This window comes from Kineococcus sp. TRM81007 (assembly GCF_022669155.1).
GTDB lineage: Bacteria > Actinomycetota > Actinomycetes > Actinomycetales > Kineococcaceae > Kineococcus.
In genome coordinates this window covers 19370-34947 of sequence record NZ_JALBVB010000023.1, presented here as the reverse complement: position 1 = coordinate 34947, position 15578 = coordinate 19370, and the positions used below count along the sequence as shown (strand labels likewise).

Annotated in this window: 15 protein-coding genes and 1 pseudogene; 3 read left to right on the top strand and 13 right to left on the bottom strand. The window is 74.1% G+C overall.

The window, feature by feature from the left end:
• The 3 genes from MN205_RS00960 to MN205_RS00950 form a co-directional block, all read right to left on the bottom strand.
• The gene (locus MN205_RS00960; protein ID WP_242123424.1) at positions 1 to 1260 is read right to left on the bottom strand and encodes a HipA domain-containing protein; all 1260 of its coding nucleotides are present in this window, start codon (positions 1258 to 1260) and stop codon (positions 1 to 3) included.
• On the bottom strand, positions 1257 to 1490 hold the full coding sequence (locus tag MN205_RS20080) for a helix-turn-helix transcriptional regulator (protein ID WP_308220215.1): 234 nt from the start codon (positions 1488 to 1490) through the stop codon (positions 1257 to 1259). Before MN205_RS20080 ends, MN205_RS00960 begins: the two co-directional genes overlap by 4 nt.
• Before the next feature lie 246 nt (positions 1491 to 1736).
• Positions 1737 to 2702 carry an exonuclease domain-containing protein gene (locus MN205_RS00950; protein WP_242123420.1) on the bottom strand — a complete coding sequence of 322 codons (966 nt, stop codon included), beginning with the start codon at positions 2700 to 2702 and terminating at the stop codon, positions 1737 to 1739.
• Between the two features lie 113 nt (positions 2703 to 2815).
• Between MN205_RS00950 and MN205_RS00945 the strand changes: the two genes are divergently transcribed.
• Positions 2816 to 4345 (top strand): ATP-binding protein, encoded by a 1530-nt coding sequence (locus tag MN205_RS00945; RefSeq protein WP_242123418.1) that lies wholly within the window; start codon positions 2816 to 2818, stop codon positions 4343 to 4345.
• A 12-nt stretch (positions 4346 to 4357) separates the two neighbouring features.
• Here the strand turns inward: MN205_RS00945 and MN205_RS00940 are convergent, their stop codons facing one another.
• Both MN205_RS00940 and MN205_RS00935 read right to left on the bottom strand, forming a co-directional pair.
• Positions 4358 to 5140, bottom strand: a complete 783-nt coding sequence (locus tag MN205_RS00940) for a hypothetical protein (RefSeq protein WP_242123416.1) — start codon at positions 5138 to 5140, stop codon at positions 4358 to 4360.
• A 103-nt stretch (positions 5141 to 5243) separates the two neighbouring features.
• Positions 5244 to 5777 (bottom strand): DinB family protein, encoded by a 534-nt coding sequence (locus tag MN205_RS00935; protein WP_242123414.1) that lies wholly within the window; start codon positions 5775 to 5777, stop codon positions 5244 to 5246.
• An 80-nt stretch (positions 5778 to 5857) separates the two neighbouring features.
• On the opposite strand from MN205_RS00935, the gene MN205_RS00930 reads away from it, so the two are divergent.
• On the top strand, positions 5858 to 6730 hold the full coding sequence (locus MN205_RS00930; protein WP_242123412.1) for a hypothetical protein: 873 nt from the start codon (positions 5858 to 5860) through the stop codon (positions 6728 to 6730).
• Between the two features lie 45 nt (positions 6731 to 6775).
• Complete coding sequence (locus tag MN205_RS00925; protein ID WP_242123410.1) at positions 6776 to 7222, top strand: macro domain-containing protein; 447 nt, start codon at positions 6776 to 6778, stop codon at positions 7220 to 7222.
• A 5-nt stretch (positions 7223 to 7227) separates the two neighbouring features.
• Here MN205_RS00925 and MN205_RS22240 read toward each other — a convergent pair.
• The 8 genes and pseudogenes from MN205_RS22240 to MN205_RS00885 all read right to left on the bottom strand — a co-directional run.
• Positions 7228 to 7605, bottom strand: a pseudogene (locus MN205_RS22240) (very short patch repair endonuclease); the annotation flags it as partial.
• A gap of 163 nt (positions 7606 to 7768) precedes the next feature.
• On the bottom strand, positions 7769 to 9379 hold the full coding sequence (locus tag MN205_RS00915) for an amidase family protein (RefSeq protein ID WP_242123408.1): 1611 nt from the start codon (positions 9377 to 9379) through the stop codon (positions 7769 to 7771).
• 20 nt (positions 9380 to 9399) lie between these two features.
• Positions 9400 to 9591, bottom strand: coding sequence for a hypothetical protein (locus MN205_RS00910; RefSeq protein ID WP_242123406.1), 192 nt, complete (start codon positions 9589 to 9591; stop codon positions 9400 to 9402).
• Positions 9588 to 11030, bottom strand: a complete 1443-nt coding sequence (locus MN205_RS00905; RefSeq protein ID WP_255817418.1) for an amidase — start codon at positions 11028 to 11030, stop codon at positions 9588 to 9590. Before MN205_RS00905 ends, MN205_RS00910 begins: the two co-directional genes overlap by 4 nt.
• On the bottom strand, positions 11027 to 12469 hold the full coding sequence (locus tag MN205_RS00900) for an amidase (RefSeq protein WP_242123404.1): 1443 nt from the start codon (positions 12467 to 12469) through the stop codon (positions 11027 to 11029). The genes MN205_RS00905 and MN205_RS00900 overlap by 4 nt, the downstream gene beginning before the upstream one ends.
• Complete coding sequence (locus tag MN205_RS00895; protein WP_242123402.1) at positions 12466 to 12711, bottom strand: hypothetical protein; 246 nt, start codon at positions 12709 to 12711, stop codon at positions 12466 to 12468. Before MN205_RS00895 ends, MN205_RS00900 begins: the two co-directional genes overlap by 4 nt.
• Complete coding sequence (locus MN205_RS00890) at positions 12708 to 13931, bottom strand: MFS transporter (RefSeq protein ID WP_242123401.1); 1224 nt, start codon at positions 13929 to 13931, stop codon at positions 12708 to 12710. Before MN205_RS00890 ends, MN205_RS00895 begins: the two co-directional genes overlap by 4 nt.
• Positions 13928 to 15568: an ABC transporter substrate-binding protein gene (locus tag MN205_RS00885; RefSeq protein ID WP_242123399.1), complete on the bottom strand. Its 1641-nt coding sequence runs from the start codon at positions 15566 to 15568 to the stop codon at positions 13928 to 13930. The genes MN205_RS00890 and MN205_RS00885 overlap by 4 nt, the downstream gene beginning before the upstream one ends.
• Between the last annotated feature and the right edge of the window lie 10 nt (positions 15569 to 15578).

The following is a 15578-nucleotide window of genomic DNA, read 5'->3' as shown; positions in this document are numbered from 1 at the left end:
TCAGGTCCGGGTCGGGGCGGTGAGCCGCTCGGCCCGGGCCGCGATCGCGGTGACCAGGTCCTCGCGCGCTCCCGTCAGCGTCGCCACCGACGGGTCGAGCGCCCGCTCGAGGACCTCGTCGAGCAGCCGTGCCACCGCCCGGGCGGGCAGCGGCCACGACGAGAACTCGGCCAGCACGTCGCCGCGGTCGACACCGTCGGCGTCCCACCCGCCGTTCACCGACATGGCCATCCGGCGCTCCAGCGGCGCGGCGCCGGGTGTGCGGGCCAGGTGCAGGGTCGGCACGACGTCGTACAGCGGCGCCAACCGCGGACCGCCCTCGGCGTGCAGCAGGGAGAGGTTGCGGGCGTGGGCGTCGGCGTTGCCGACGAGCACCGTGGTGAGCAGCGCACGGGCGAGCGCCAGCAGCTCGGCTCGCGGGTCGGCGGCCACCGCCCGCACGACGGCGGCGATGTCCCGCCAGCCGGGCCCGCCGTCGGCTTGGTACTTCTCATCGGGCAGCCGTCCGCACGCCTGGCAGAAGTCCTCCTGGTGCGTGCGGACCACCCGGCCGTCCGCGCCGACGTGCCGGTCGTAGCGGGCGACGCTGAGCACCGGGCGGCCGGCCACCTCGAGGACCTCCGCGCAGGCGGTGTCGGCGCCGAGGTGGCGGGCGAAGGCCAGGCCGAAGGCTTCGAGCTGCACGAGGTCGGGGAACGTGTCCGGCTGGGGTTTGAGCAGGTGCGTCGAGGGGGCACCACCGACGGGACGCGCCCACGAACCGTCGGGACGGCGGGCGAGCAGGAGCTTGTCCTGCCGGCCGGCGAGGGACAGCCGCACCCCGTGGCCCACGCCGAGGGGTTGCTGCGGCAGGGCCGCGAGCGCTTCCTCGAGCCCGCTGGCGTCCAGCGGCTCGGTGCCGCCGAGGTCGTCGACGGGGCGCTCACCGTCCGGGAGCACCTGGACGGCCCCGGCGCAGTCCGCCCCGATGGCGGCGAGGAGGCGGGCCACGTCACCGCGGGGAACGTCGAAGGTGCGCTCGACGGCGGTGCGGAACTCGCCCTCGGGCAGCAACCCCTCGATGAACGGCCGGGTGCTGCCGACGCTGTACGGGGCGGGTCGCACCGGCAGCGACGCGGAGAGGACGACGGCGCCGTCGCCCCACCGTTCGACCGCCGCCAGCAGGTACCGGAGGCTGAGCTGCCGGCTGCGGACCTCCACCAGTTCCGCGACCGGCTCGCCGCGCAGCCACACGGCCAGGGGTGGCGTGCGCGGGCTCACGGTCGCGGTGCGCCGGCGCCGCGAGGGACGACCGCGAGGTCGTGCCCGAGCACGGCGAAGAGGTCGAACAAGCGCTTGACCTGCAGCGACACCTCACCGGTCTCCAGCAGGCTGACGTACTGCCGGCTCACCCCGGCCCACTCGGCGAGCTCCTGCTGGTTCATCCCGGCCCGGTGGCGCAGGTCGGCGAGGGCTTGACCGAGCTGAGCGGGGGTCGCGGCACGGCGCACCCCTGGGCTGCCCGGATTTCCTGTCACAGGGCCCAGACTCACCGACGCCAGGAAATCCTGTCAAGACGCGTGGCGCGGCGATGCCGGCCCACGCAGCGGGCATCCCGTGAGGGTTCGTACCGCCCCACGACGTGGCTCCCTGTCTGCCGAGCGCACTGCACCGGGTCGTCCGGCCAGGGGCCTGCGCTACCTTCTGCGCCCCTCCTGGGCTACCAAATGCGGGCCTTCAGCGCTGCCGAACGCCGCTCACCCCTTCTTCGGCGTCCCCGGCGCGATGCCCGCCAGCAGCGCCTCGAACGCCTCCTCATCCACCACCGGCACCCCGTGCTTGCGCGCGTCGAGCACCTTGCGCACCCCGGCGTCCGGCTCGTTGGTCACCAGCAACCCGGTGGTGCGGCTGACGCCGTTCATCACGTCCAGACCGGCGGTGATCGAGCGGGCGATGAGGTCCTCGCGCGGGGTGGTCGTGTCGCCGCTGAAGACGACCTTGGTGCCCTGCACCAGCGCCTCACCGACCACCCAGCGCCCCGGGTCGGTGAACGCGCAGGGGGTGCGCGGTGCGGTGGCCGGGCGCCGCCAGCGCCGCTGCGCCGGGGTGGGCGGGTTCTGCTGCAACGGGACCAGCGGCAGGTCGATCCCCTGTTCGGCCGCCTCGCGCAGGGAGGCGCGCAGCACCTCGGTGAGCACGCGGGTGTCGTCGACGGCGTCGTGGGCGCGTTCCTGCACCACGCCCCAGTGCGCGGCGACGCGGGCGAGGGTGAGGTCCGGCAACGGCAGGCGCAGCCGCCGGCTGAGCGTCACCGTGCACAGGAAGTGCGGCACGCGGTGCTCGGCGCCGGTGCGCTTGAACTCCTCGTGCAGGAAGCCCCAGTCGAAGGGGGCGTTGTGGGCGACCAGCACCCGGCCGGCGAGCAGCTCGCCGAGGCGCCCGGCGACGTCCGCGAAGGCGGGGGCGTCGTGCAGCATCTCGGCGCTGATGCCGTGCACGTGGGTGGGGCCGGGGTCGCGGCCGGGGTCCACCAGGGAGTCCCACGCGCCCTCCACGCGCCCGTCCGCGGCGAGCTGCACCACCGCGACCTGCACGATCCGGTCGGCGGCGGCGTCCATGCCGGTGGTCTCGACGTCCACGACGGCGTAGGGGTGCGGGTAGCGGGCGACGACGTCCGCGGGGAGGGGGTCGGGTACGTCGGCGGGCGGGGTGTGGGGGAGCACGGGCCCATGATGCGGGGCCGCTCCGATGGGAGCGAAAGACCTGATCTCCACATGGTACATATACATAGTCCGTACCATGTAGATGTAGATGTAGATGTAGATGAGGAGCCACCGTGCCCACTCCCGACGAAGTGCGCACGGTGCTCGCGCTGCTGCGCCGGCACGGCGAGTCGGCCACCGTCGAGGCGAAGGCCGCGACCGGCGGACTGCCCAAGAGCGTGCGCGAGACGCTGAGCGCCTTCGCCAACGATCGCGGTGGGCTCCTGCTGCTCGGCGTGGACGAAGCCACCGGGTTCCGGCCCGCCGACGGTTTCGACGCCCCGCGCACCGCACGGCTCCTCGACGAGGCCGCCGCCACGGAGCTGACCCCGCCGCTGCGCCTGGAGATCGACGTGGTCGACGTCGACGGCGCCCCGCTCGTGGCGGCCCGGGTCCCCGAACTGCCCGCCGACCGCAAACCGTGCTGGGTCACCGCGCGCGGCGAGCGCGCCGGCTCCTACACCCGCAGCCACGAGGGCGACCGGCTCCTCACCGACTACGAGACGCAGGCGCTGCGCGAGAACCGCGGCCAGCCGCTGCACGACGTGGAGCCCACAGGGGCGTCGCGCGAAGACCTCGACGACGACGCCGTCGCCGCCCTGCTCGCCCACGTCCGGCGACGCCAGCCCCGCGTGTTCCGCGACGTCCCCGAGGACGTGGCGCTGCAGCGCCTGAACGTCCTGGTCCGCCACGAGGGGCACCTGGTGCCGAGCCTGGCGGGGCTCCTGGCGCTCGGGACGTACCCGCAGCAGTTCCTCCCCCAGCTGCACGTCTCCTTCGTCAACGTCCCCGCCACCGACATGGGCTCGCTGCCCGTGGACGGGCCGCGATTCCTGGACAACCAGACGCTCACCGGGCCGCTGCCGGTCGTGGTGGAGGACACCGTCGACGCCGTGGTCCGCAACATGGCCCGGCGCTCCACCGTCACCGGCGCCGGGCGCGTCGACACCTACGACTACCCGGTCGAAGCCGTGCGGGAGGCGGTCGTCAACGCCGTCATGCACCGCGACTACGGGCCGCTCAGCCGCGGCACCCAGGTGCAGGTGGAGATGTACCCGGACCGCCTGGAGGTCGTCAGCCCCGGCGGCCTGTTCGGCCCCGTCACCACCGACTCGCTCGGTGAGCTCTCCTCCAGCCGCAACAGCCGACTCGCCCTGCTGCTCGCGGACGTCCCGTTGCCGGGCACCGACCGGGTCGTGTGCGAGAACCGCGGCAGCGGGATCGCGGTGATGTCGGGTCTGCTGCGGCGCGCCGGGCTGCCCCTGCCGGAGTTCCGCACGAGCCTCACGCGCTTCCGGGTGGTCCTCCGCCGCACACCCGCAGTCGACGACGGAGGAATCGGCCCACGCAGCCGCATCACCGCACCCACCAGCGGCGCACCTGCTGCACCACAGGCCTCCCCGACCCGGGCGAAACAGCAACGCGTGCAGGCGTTGCTCGCCCTGCTCGACGACGGCCGAGAGCACCACGTCGCCGACCTGGCCTCAGCGCTGGGGTTCAGCCGCCTCATCACGACCCGCTACCTCACCGAGCTCGTCGAACAGGGCCGGGTCGTAGCGACCGCTCCCCCGCGGGACCGGCGACGGCGGTACCGCAAACCCTGACGAGCAGCTCCCTCAGACGGGTGCCAGCAGCTCGCGCGCCGCTGGCGTCAGGAGGTGCCCGGCCCGGTCCCACGGCACCAGGTACTGCCGGGTGCCGTGCCCGCCGAGCTGGTAGTCCTGGAACCAGAAGGTGATCCCGTCCTCCCCGGACTGCCACGCCGCCCAGTTCGCCTCCTGCGGCGAGAGTCCCTCCGGCTCCGTGACGGGCTGCCCCGCCGCGTCGGCGACCTCCTCCACCACGAGGGCGAGCTCCTCGAACGCCGCCCGCGGGTCGTCGAACACGTCGCCGAGGACCACCGGCCGCTCGCGCTCGACGTCGAGGACGACGGTGGTCACGGACGTCGTCGGGTGGGCGGTGCCCTCGGTGGAGTCGACGAACTCCAGCACCACCTGCACGGTGCGCCCGTCGTCAGTGGTGACGGTGCCCTCACCGGTGAGGGTGCGCGGCGGGTCCCCGTCCAGCACGGATGCCCGCGCAGCATCGATCACGTCCTCGGCGGAGGCGACCACGCGCCGGTTCACCTCCGCGGCCACCGCCGGGCCAGCGGCGCGCGGGACGGTGACGTCCCACGTGAAGGTGCCCTCCGAACCCGTCAGGTGGTCCTCGTCCCAGCGCAGGGCCTTCGCCGTCGCGGTCGGCTCAGCACCCGGGGCGGACGGCGCGAGGGAGGTGGTCGCGAGGGAGGACGTGGTGGTCGGCTCCGCAGCGCCAGGTGCCTGCTCGGAGCCGCAGGCCACCGGGGACACCACGATGAGCAGCGCGGCGCCCCAACGCACCGGGCGGGAGGTGGACATGGCGGGCCCCTTCGCCGAGGACGAGAGGTCGGGACCCTACCGAGGCGCCGCCACCCGCGAACGGGGTTTTCCCGGGATGACCCAGCACCCCGGCAGAAGGCGATCAGGCGGGTTCTTCACCGGTGCTGCCGTCGGCCCGCTCGCGCAGCACGTCCAGGTGACCCAGGTGCCGGGCGGTCTCCTCCACCAGGTGCAGCAGGATCCAGCGCAGCGAGAAGTCCCGCCGGTGGGCGGTGGCGTCCAGGGACGCGGCGGCGGCCACCACCGCGTCGCACCGGCGGGACTCGGCGGCGTACTCGGCCAGGAGCTGCTCGACGCCCACGTCCGCCGGCACCCGCCACTCCCCGTCGGGGTCGTCGTCGCTCCAGTCGAACTCCAGACCCTCCTCGCCGGCGAACACGTCGCGCAGCCAGGAGCGTTCGACGTTCGTCAGGTGGCGCACCAGGCCGTGCGGGCCCATCCCGCTGGGGGTGGTCGCCGAGCGCAGCGCGTCCTCGGCCGCGCCGCGCAGCTTCCACGCCACCAGGTCGCGCTGGCGCTGCAGCACGCCCAGCACGGTGGTGCGCTCGTCGCCGTGGTGGGCGGCCTCGGTGATGCCCGCCCGCGTGCCGTTGACCGCCCCGCTGCCGTCGTCCACGCACCCACCGTAGCCACGCGGTCGGCGGTGGGGGCGCGCCCACCCGTGACGGACCCGCGCCGCTCCCCTACGGTGAAGGCGTGGTCCCGGCCGATGTCCCCTCCGCCGCCGCCGAGCACGGCGCCGGGTCACCGCCCGCGCTGCTGGAGGCCGTCCTGCGCCCCGCCGGCCTGCACCTGCGGCTGGACGGGCCCACCGCCGAGGACCTGCTGGTGGCGCTGTCCCGAGGCGACGAGGACGGGGCGTGGGAGGACGTCGACGTCCTGCCGGCCGGCTCCAGCGGCGAGGTCCTCGACGTCGAGGCGAGCGCCGGGGACCAGGTACTGCTGCGTTCCGAGGACGGCACCCGCGCCTCCGGGGCCGTGCCCGTCGTGGACCCCGACGCCGCGCCGCAGCAGCCGGAGGCGGACGGTGAGCAGCCCGGTGCCGGTGCACCCGCCGGGGACGCCACCGGCGACGGCGGAGCCGAGGACAGCGAGCCCGAGGACACCGAACCGGACGACACCGAGCCCGAGGACCGCGAGGCGCTGTGGCAGGTCGCGAACACCCTGGAGGAGCGCCACGGGGAGTGGAACGCGCACCCCGAAGGGCCGGTGCTGCACGTGCACGGCCGGTTCGGCAACACGTTCCGGGTGGCGGCCGAGGGGATCAGCGCCGGGGCGGGCGACGTCCGCGCCGTGTGCGCGATCTCCTCGCGCGGCGACTACACGCTGCTGGTCGCCCAGGGCCGGGAACTGCTGCGCGCCGAGGAGCGGGCGGGGGTCCCCACACAGTGGCGCCACTACGACCTGCCCGCGCACCTCGACGCGGCAGCCCTGGCGCAGAACCCGGACGTGGAACGGCGGTGCCGGCGCCCGCAGCGCTCGCCGCTGCTGCCGCCGGAGGGGGCGCTGACGCTGTTGCGCGACGCGGGGATCGACGTGTCGGCTCCCCTGGACCGCTGCAGCGCGTGAACCGGGCCGGGGAGCGGCCGAGCACCCACCGTCGAGGAGGCACCGTTGCCCACGATCCGCACCACCGGTGACCTGTTCGACCTGGGTCTGCCCGCCCTCGCCCACGGCTGCAACTGCCGCGGTTCGATGGCCGGCGGCATCGCGCTGGAGTTCCAGGCCCGCTGGCCGGAGATGGCGGAGGCGTACCGGCGGCGCTGCCTGGCCGGGGAGTTCCAGCTCGGTGACGTCATGCCGTGGGAGACGCCCGAGGGGCTGGTGGTCTACAACCTCGGCACCCAGGTGGAGACGGGCGCGGACGCGCGGCTGAGCGCGATCGACATCGCCGTGCGGGGAGCGCTCCTGGACGCCGAGCGCCGCGGTCTGGCTCAGGTGGGGGTGCCGCGCATCGGTGCGGGCATCGGCGGGCTGGAGTGGGCGGACGTGCGCGCGGTGCTGGAGCAGGCCGGGGAGGACTCCCCCGTGGAACTGGTGGTCGTCACCCGGCCGCGCTGACGGTACGGGGTGCGGGCGTGCACGACGCCGTGCACGCGGTCCGCGGCGGCACCGACGTCCTCGTGCTCCCACACGCGCACGACGTGCCAGCCGGCCGCCGCGAGCGCAGCGTCGGTGTCGCGGTCCCGGGCGGTGATGCTGCCCAGCTTCACCCGCCACCACGCCGCGTTCCTCCGGGGCGGGACGAAGTGCACCGGGCAGGAGTGCCAGAAGCAGCCGTCGACGAACACCGCCACCCGCGCGCCCCGGAACACCAGGTCCGCCCGGCGTCGCCGGTTCGTGCCCGGCGGGGTGGCGTCGACGAGGTAGCGCAGGCCGCGCCGGTGCAGCTCGCGGCGCAGCACCAGTTCCGGTGCGGTGTCACGGCGGCCGGTGCGGCGCATGATCCCGGCCACGGCGGCGCTGGACGCGGGCGGTGCGGGACCGGGTTCCTGCCACGCGCTCACCGGTGCACGCTACGGCCACCGCCCGCCCGCCGGACGACCGTCCACAGGGGACGACCCTCCGGGGCGCGGCGGTGGGCACCGCGCCCCGGAGGGTGAGGCCTCAGCTCAGCTCGAGGTCCACGTCCACGTCGAGCGCCTCGGCCGACCCCAGCGGCAGCCCCGGCGGGGTGAGGGTGCCGATGGCCTCCTCGACGACGGCCCCTGCCGCGAACGTGGTGGCGTCCTGGAACAGCCCGGCGACGAGCTGGATGGACGTCGGCATCCCGTCGCGGTCCCGCCCGGTCGGCACCGCGAGGGACGGGTGACCCGTCAGGTTCGTGGGGGCCGTGTTGGTCACCATGGTGGTGCCGCGGCCGAGGATGACGTCCTCGGGCTCGGGGTGGTCCAGCAGCTCGGGCGCGACCTGGGGGGTGGTCGGCATCGCCAGGAGCGTCGCCTCCCCCAGTGCCGCCTCGACCTGCTTCGTCAGCGCGAACCGCAGGTTCTGCGCCTTGGCGTGCATGGTGCCGTGGTACTCGTCCTGCAGGTAGCGGCCGGTGAGCAGCCAGACCTTGTAGAAGGGGGCGAACTCGTCGGCCTCCAGCTTGCGGGTGAGCGCGAAGGCGTGCGCGCGGTTCTCGTCGACGACACCGCGGTGGCCGAATCCGATGCCGTTGGACTGGTTCATCCCCCACGCCAGCGTGCACAGCAGCGCGGTCTCGATGGACCAGGCGTCCTTCCACAACGGGATCGAGACCCGGGTGACCGTGGCACCGGCCTCCTCCAGGGCGGTCAGGGCCCGCTCGAAGTTCGTCAGCACGTCCGGGTCGCAGATCGCGGGGTCGACGGCCTCCTCCACCACGGCGATCGTCATCCCCGCCACCCCCCGGTCGAGGGCTTCCACGCAGCGCGTCGGCTCGTTGGCGCCGCGCACCCACTGCGGGTCGCGGTCGTCGTGGCCGGTGAGGACGTCGGCGGCGATCGCGGTCGTCCGCACGGTGCGAGCGATGGGGCAGACGTAGTCGATGGAGTGGTCCATGTGCGTCACGCCGGCCGAGGGGATCGCCCCGTGGGTAGCCTTCAAGCTCACCACCCCGTTGAAGGACGCCGGGATGCGCGCCGAGCCGCCCTGATCGACGCCCAGGGACAGGTCGACGTGGCCGGAGGCGACCGCCGAACCGGACCCCCCGGAGGACCCGCCGGCCGAGCGGGTGCGGTCGTGCGGGTTGCGGGCCGGGGCGAAGAACGCCGACTCCCCTGTGCCGGAGGAGGAGAAGTCGTCGAGGTTCAGCTTGCCGACGAGGGTGCCGCCGGCGTCCAGCAGCCGTTCCACCGCCACCGCGTCCGAGGTGGGCGTGTAGGGGGCGACACGGGAACCGTTGGTCAGCGGCACTCCCGCCACCGCCAGGTTGTCCTTGGCCCCGAAGCGCATCCCGGCGAGCGGGCCGTCCGGTGCGCCGGGTACCAGGCACCGGCGCACGAACGCGTTGAACGGGTCCTCCTCCGGCGTGGGCCGGCGACCCGGGTCACGAGTGGTCCACTTCAGCGGGGCGTGGTCGAAGGGGAGCTCGTCGAGGCGGTCGATGGACGACAGCACCCCCTCCAGGACACCTGCGTACATCTCCGCCTCGGCGTCGGTCAGGTGCAGGAACTCCGCGGCGCCGGCCGCCTTGACCTGCTCGGGGGTCGGCTTGCGGAGGAATCCGCGCAGTCGCGTGCTCGTGGGTTCCACGGTGGTCTCCTCTGCTGGGGTCAGACGAACGGGGTGAAGACGAGCTGCGGCTCCTCCTCCTTGGCCATCGGGACGGCGTACATGGCGTCGATCCGCGCGCGCACGTCGGGGTAGGAGCGCACGATCGCGTCGAACTCCTCCGGGGTGACGGTGAGGCCGGCGGCGGCCAGCAGGACCTCGACGGTCGTCTTCGGGTCGGTGGTGGTGCTCACGCGGCGACCTCCAGGGTCATGGCGGGGACGGCGAGGTGGTGGGTGGTGATGCGCTGGTAGGCGTCGGCGGCCTGGAAGACCGTCGACTCCTCGAAGGGGCGGCCGGCGATCTGCAGACCGAGCGGCAGGCCGGTGGAGGTGAACCCCATGGGGATCGACATGGCGGGCAGCCCGACGGCGTTGAAGTAGGGGGTGAGGACGGTGTCCATGACGAGGTCGAAGTCCAGACCCTCGATGAGCGGGGCGGCGACCGTCGTGGTGGGCGTCAGCAGCAGGTCGACGTCCTCCATCACCTCCGTGGTGGCCTTGACGGTGGCGCGTCGCACTCGCTGCGCCTGCACGTAGTCCGCGGCGGAGAAGAGCATCCCCTTGACGATGGCCATGCGCGTGTGGATCCCGTAGTCGGCCCACCGGTCCTGGAGGTCGCCGCGGTGGTAGGCGAACGCCTCCGCGCAGAACCCGTAGGCGGTGGCCGTCATCGCCTCGGCGAAGTTCGGCAGGGTGACCTCCACGACGTCGGCGCCGGCGGCGGCGAGCACGTCCACGGCGGCGCGGAACGCCACGGCGTTCTCCGGGTCGAAGCCCGGGGTGTCGAGCAGGTGGGTGACCACGCCGATCCGCAGGCCGGTGACGTCGCCGGTGAGAGCCGCGAGGTAGTCGGGCACGTCGATGTCGGCGGTCGTCGGGTCGGACGGGTGCGCCCCCGCCATGACACCGAGCATGAGCGCGCAGTCGTGCGCGGAGCGGGCCATCGGGCCGACGTGGTCGTAGGAGAACCCCAGCGGGGTGCATCCGGACTTCGGGACGCGGCCGAACGTCTGCTTCATGCCGCTGATCCCGCACAGGGCGGCCGGGTAGCGCACCGATCCGCCGGTGTCGGTGCCCAGGCCACCGAGGAACAGGCCCGCTGCGACGCCGTTGCCGGTTCCCGAGCTGGAGCCGCCGGTCCAGCGCTCGGTGTCCCACGGGTTGCGCGGGATCGGGAACGGCTTGGACGGGTCCGGGCAGCCGACCGCGTACTCCATGGTCGTGGTCTTGCCGGTGACGATCCCGCCGGCCGCCTTCAGCCGCGCCACGACCACCGCGTCGCCCTGTTCACCGAACGCGGGGTCCATGACGAGGCTCTGCGACGTGGTGGGTGTCCCCTCGACGGAGAGGATGTCCTTGATGCCCAGCGGGATCCCGGCCAGCGGCCCCGGGTCGTCCCCCGCGGCGAGGGCGGCGTCGACCGCGGCGGCCGCCTCCAGGGCAGCCTCGTCGGTGCGGTGCAGGTACACCCCGAGCGTCGCGTCGAGGGCGTCGGCGCGGGCGATCGCGGTGCGGACCAGTTCGACGGCGGTGGTCGTCCCGGCGCGCAGGGCAGCGGCGGCGTCGGCGATGGTGAGCAGTTCCGCGGCGGGGGTCGTGGCGACGGCGGTCAGGGGTTCGGTGGCGGTCATGCGGGCGCTCCAGCGGTCGAGGGGACGGTGGTGTGCAGGGGTTCTTCGGCGGGCCTGACCAGGTGGTGGGTGGTGGCGACCTGGAAGGCGGAGGCGAGGGCGAACAGGGTGGTCTCGTCGTGCGGGCGGCCGGCCAGCTGCACGCTCGTCGGCACCCCGTCCACGAGCGCACCGGGCACCACGAGGGCGGGGCTGCCGGAGTAGTTGAACGGCACGGTCACGCGGCTGGCGACGTCGAGCCAGTCCACGAGCCCGTCGCCGGTGTCCACCAGCATGTCCGCGAGCTTCGGCGGGGTGGTCGTCGCCGCCGGGGTGACGAAGGCGTCGAGGCCGGCGGCCGCCATCACGGAGTCCAGCTGCTGCTGGAACACCGCCCGGTAGCGCAGCGCCTTGAGGTAGTCCGCGGCGTGCACGTACGGGGTGGCGGAGAGGATTCCGGCGCCCATGGCGTCGCGGTCCTCGATGAGGTGGGCGACGCCGGCGTGCAGCGACAGCATCTCCGAGTAGATGACCGTCCAGCTGGCGGCGGCGATGACGTCGACCTCCTCGAGCTCGACGTCGACGACCTCCACGCCCGTGCCCGCCAGTTCCACCAGGGCGGACTCGTACGCGGCGCCGACGGCGGGGTGCATCCGCTCCTCGAACCACCCGCGCAGCCGGCCGACCCGACGACCGGCGACGCCCGCGCCGATCGCCGCGGTGTGGTCGGGGACGGGGCGCGCGGAACTCGTCGGGTCACCGGCGCTGGCGCCGCTGATGACGTCGAGCACGAGCGCGGCGTCGGCGGCGGAGCGGGTCATCGGACCGGCGTGGTCCATCGTCCAGGACATCCCCATGACCCCGTCGCGCGGCACCTTGCCGTAGGTGGGCTTGATGCCCGTCAGGCCGCAGTAGCTGCTGGGGATGCGGATGGAGCCGCCGGTGTCGGTGCCGATGGCCAGCGGCAGCATGCGGGCCGCGACGGCCGAGCCCGATCCGGAGGATGAGCCACCCGTCGTCCGGTCCACGTCCCACGGGTTCCGGCACGGCCCGAACGTGCGGTTCTGAGCGCCGCCGCACGCGAACTCGAAGGTGTGCAGCTTGGCGAGCAGGATGCCGCCGGCGTCGCGCAGCCGGGCCGCCAGCGTGGCGTCGGTGGTGGGGACGTGGTCGGCGTACAGGGCGGAACCGCCCGTGGTGCGGATCCCCGCGGTGGCCACGATGTCCTTCAGGCCGTAGGGAACCCCTTCCAGGGGGCGGGCGGTGCCCGCGGCCCACCGATCGGCGCTGGCGCGCGCAGCGGCCAGCGCCTGCTCCTCCAGCGGTGTCAGGACCGCGTTGAGGACCGGGTTCACCGCGCTGATGCGGGCGAAGCAGTCCTGAACGGCCTCGACGGGGGACGCCTCGCCCGCCGCGTAGAGGCCGAGCAGCTCGGTGGCGGTCAGGTCGGAGAGGTTCACGCGCCCGCCTCCCCCGTGGCGTCCAGCCAGCGCAGCGCGTGCGCGGGTTCGATGACCTCGCCGACGTAGGCGAGCGGTTTCGCACGCAGCGCGAGGAGCGCGGGGCGCATCGCCAGCGCCTGCGCCAGGCCGGCGGCGCGGCGCTCGTCGCTCCAGTCCAGCCCCTGGTCCGCGGCCATCGCGTCGACGAGGGCCCGGTCCGGCTGGGGACCGGGGCTGTCGGGTGCGCCGGTTGTGGTCATGGCAGTGCCTCCTCCGGTGTGGTTGCTGCGGTGCGTGGTGCGGTCTGCGGGACGAGGTGGGCGGTGGGGACCCGGTGGTCCGCGGCCGGCCGGGGCCGGACGGCGAGCGCGAGCGCACCGGTGGCGAGCAGCGGCACGGTCCACAACCCCAGGGCCGTCGTGGGTCCGGTGAGTGCGAGCAGCCCCGCGACGAGGGCGCCGAGCAGCAGCCCGGTGTCGCAAGCGATCCGGTACCAGCCGAACGCGCTCTCCAACTGCTGGGCGGTGTCCAGGACCAGCGCCGCGGGCAGCACCCAGGTCGCCCCGACGGTCACGCCGAGCGCGGCGCAGCCGAGGACGAACGTCAGGGCCGTCGCGCCCAGACCGATGAGGGTCAGGGCGATCAGGCCCCAGGCGCAGGCCACCGCCATCGCGGCGCGCCGGTCCAGCCGCGGGGGCAGCCGGGAGGCGGCGAGCATCGCCAGGACGTCGGCCACCCCCAGGGCGGTGAGCGCCGCCAGGAGCGTCCCGGTGCTCAGGCCGTCGCCGGCGCCGACGAGGGGGACGATCGTCACGGCCAGCCCGCTGCGGGTGGCCTGGCCGGCGCCGCTGAGCAGCAGCAGTCGCCGGGGCGGCCGGGGGCCGTGCCGCTCGGGCAGCCCCAGCCGGGGCCGGTGCGTGTTCCGCTCGCCGCGCACCGCCGCGGCGGCGAGGATCGCTGCCGCGCTGGCGACCGCGGCCGCCGCGGCGAACGTGGCGGTCACGAGGTCGCCGCCGGCGAGGGCGACGGCCAGGGCCGCGACCGGACCGGCCGCGATCCCGGCGAACCACGCCGCCTGGAAGGAGCCGAACCCGGCGCCCCCGCCGGCTCGGCCCCCTCCTGAGGTCAGCGCGTACCCGGCCGCCCCGGTGAGCAGGGCCACCCCGACGCCCTGCAGGGCACGGCCCGCCACGAGCAGCGGGTAGGCCGCCAGTGCGGCGACGCCCGCACCCGCGGCGCACAGGACGAGCGAGGCGGTCACGGTGCGGCGCAGCGGCAACCTCGGGATCCAGCGGCTCCCGAGGAGGCCGAGCACGACCACCGGCACCTGCAGGGCCGCGACCGCCGCGCCGGCACCGAAGGCGGTGGCGCCGAGGTGGACGGCCAGCACCGGGACGAGGGGGCCGGTGAGGCCCAGGGCGAGGCCCGACCCGGTGGTGACGACCAGCAGGGTGGTGCGCCGCTGCGTCGCGGGGCTCACTCGACCGACACGTCGGTGACGTCGACGAACCAGGACTGCGGTTCCACGAACCCCTGGACGTTCGCGGCGAGGACGCGCGGGTTGCGGTCGTTGACGACGAACAGCCACGGCGCCTGCTCGGTGATGATCGCCGACGCCTGCGCGTACAGGTCGCTGCGACCGGCTTCGTCGAGGGTCTCCTTGGCCTGCTGGAACAGGGCCTCCACCTGCGGGTCGTGCCAGCCGGTGACGTTGGTGACGCCGGTGCCCAACCAGTTGTTCCAGAAACCCTCCTGCTGGAACGACAGGCTGATGTTGATGGCGCTGGCGCCCCCGGGGATGTTGCCGACGAAGTAGTCGGTGAGCATGGAGGCCCACTCGATGGGTTGCAGTTCCACGTCGATGCCGACGGCTGCGAGGTCGCGTTGCAGGGCCTCGTTCATCGGCCCCGGGATCATGTTGCCGGACCCGCTCGTCGGGTACGACAGGGTGGCGGTGACGCCGCCGACGTACCCGGCGTCGGCGAGCAGCTGCCTGGCCCGGTCGGGGTCGTAGCCGTACAGGTCGTTCTCGGCCCGGTAGGCTGCGTTCGCCTTCGGGCACACCTGCAGAGCAGGTTCAGCGGTGCCCTGCAGGACGTTGTCACAGAGCGACTGCCGGTTGATGGCGTAGTTGGCGGCCTGCCGGACGCGCACGTCGTTCCACGGCGCCTGCGTGGTGTCGAAGCACCACGGCCACACGTGGTCGTAGCTGTTGGTCTCGACCTGGAACCCCGCCTGCTCCAGCGAGGGCACGTCGTCCGGCGGGGGCACCTCGATCCAGTTGACCTCGCCGGACCGCAGCGCCGCGACGCGGGTGGTCGTGTCCGGGATGGGGCGCAGGATGAGCGTGTCGACCACTGGCGCACCGCCCCAGTAGTCGGCGTTCGCCGCCAGCTGCAGGCTCTGGCCACGCTCGACGCTGACGAACGTGAACGGGCCGGTGCCGACCGGCTCCTGCCCGAACCCGTCGTTGCCGGCCTCCTGGATCGCGGTGGGCGAGCCCATGTAGACCGTGGTGAGGTCGGAGGGCAGGTAGGCCCACGGGCCCGCGCAGTCGATGCGGAGCGTGTGCTCATCGACGGCGGTGGCCGCGGCGATGCCGGCGATGGATAGGCCCGCCTGGCCGTTGAGCTCCTGGTAGAAGAACTCGAACGACGGGTCGGTGTAGCGGCGGAGGTTGAAAACGGCGGCGTCGGCGTTCCACGGGGTGCCGTCGTGGAAGCTCACGCCCTGGCGCAGCGTGAACGTCCAGGAGTCGCCGGTCTCGTTCGGTTCCCAGCTCTCGGCGAGCCCGGGCACCACGGGGGGGATGACGCTGCCGTCGGTGAGGTCGAAGCGGGTGAGGCCGTCGTAGAGCTGGTTGGCGACGAACCGCAGGCCCTCGTAGCCCTCGTTCTGGGCCATGCCCGTGTCCAGCAAGGGGATGTCACTGGCCGTCATGCCGATGACGAGCGTGCCGGCTCCCTCGCTGCCACCGCCCTCGCTGGCCGCGCCCGGTGCCGAGCAGGCGGCGGCGAGGGTGCTGAAGCCGGCGAGCGACGCGAGGAGGACGTTGCGGCGGGTCGTCCCCGTCGCGGCGGGGAACGGCGGAGGGGTGGGCGGCGCGGTGTGGGCCACGGGTGTTCCT

What these genes read in the sequence shown, in the direction of transcription:
- MN205_RS00940 (WP_242123416.1), bottom strand. Translation starts at nt 5,140, where the DNA reads ATGTCCACCTCCCGCCCGGTGCGTTGGGGCGCCGCGCTGCTCATCGTG.
- MN205_RS00905 (WP_255817418.1), bottom strand. Translation starts at nt 11,030, where the DNA reads ATGACCGCCACCGAACCCCTGACCGCCGTCGCCACGACCCCCGCCGCG.
- MN205_RS00895 (WP_242123402.1), bottom strand. Translation starts at nt 12,711, where the DNA reads ATGACCACAACCGGCGCACCCGACAGCCCCGGTCCCCAGCCGGACCGG.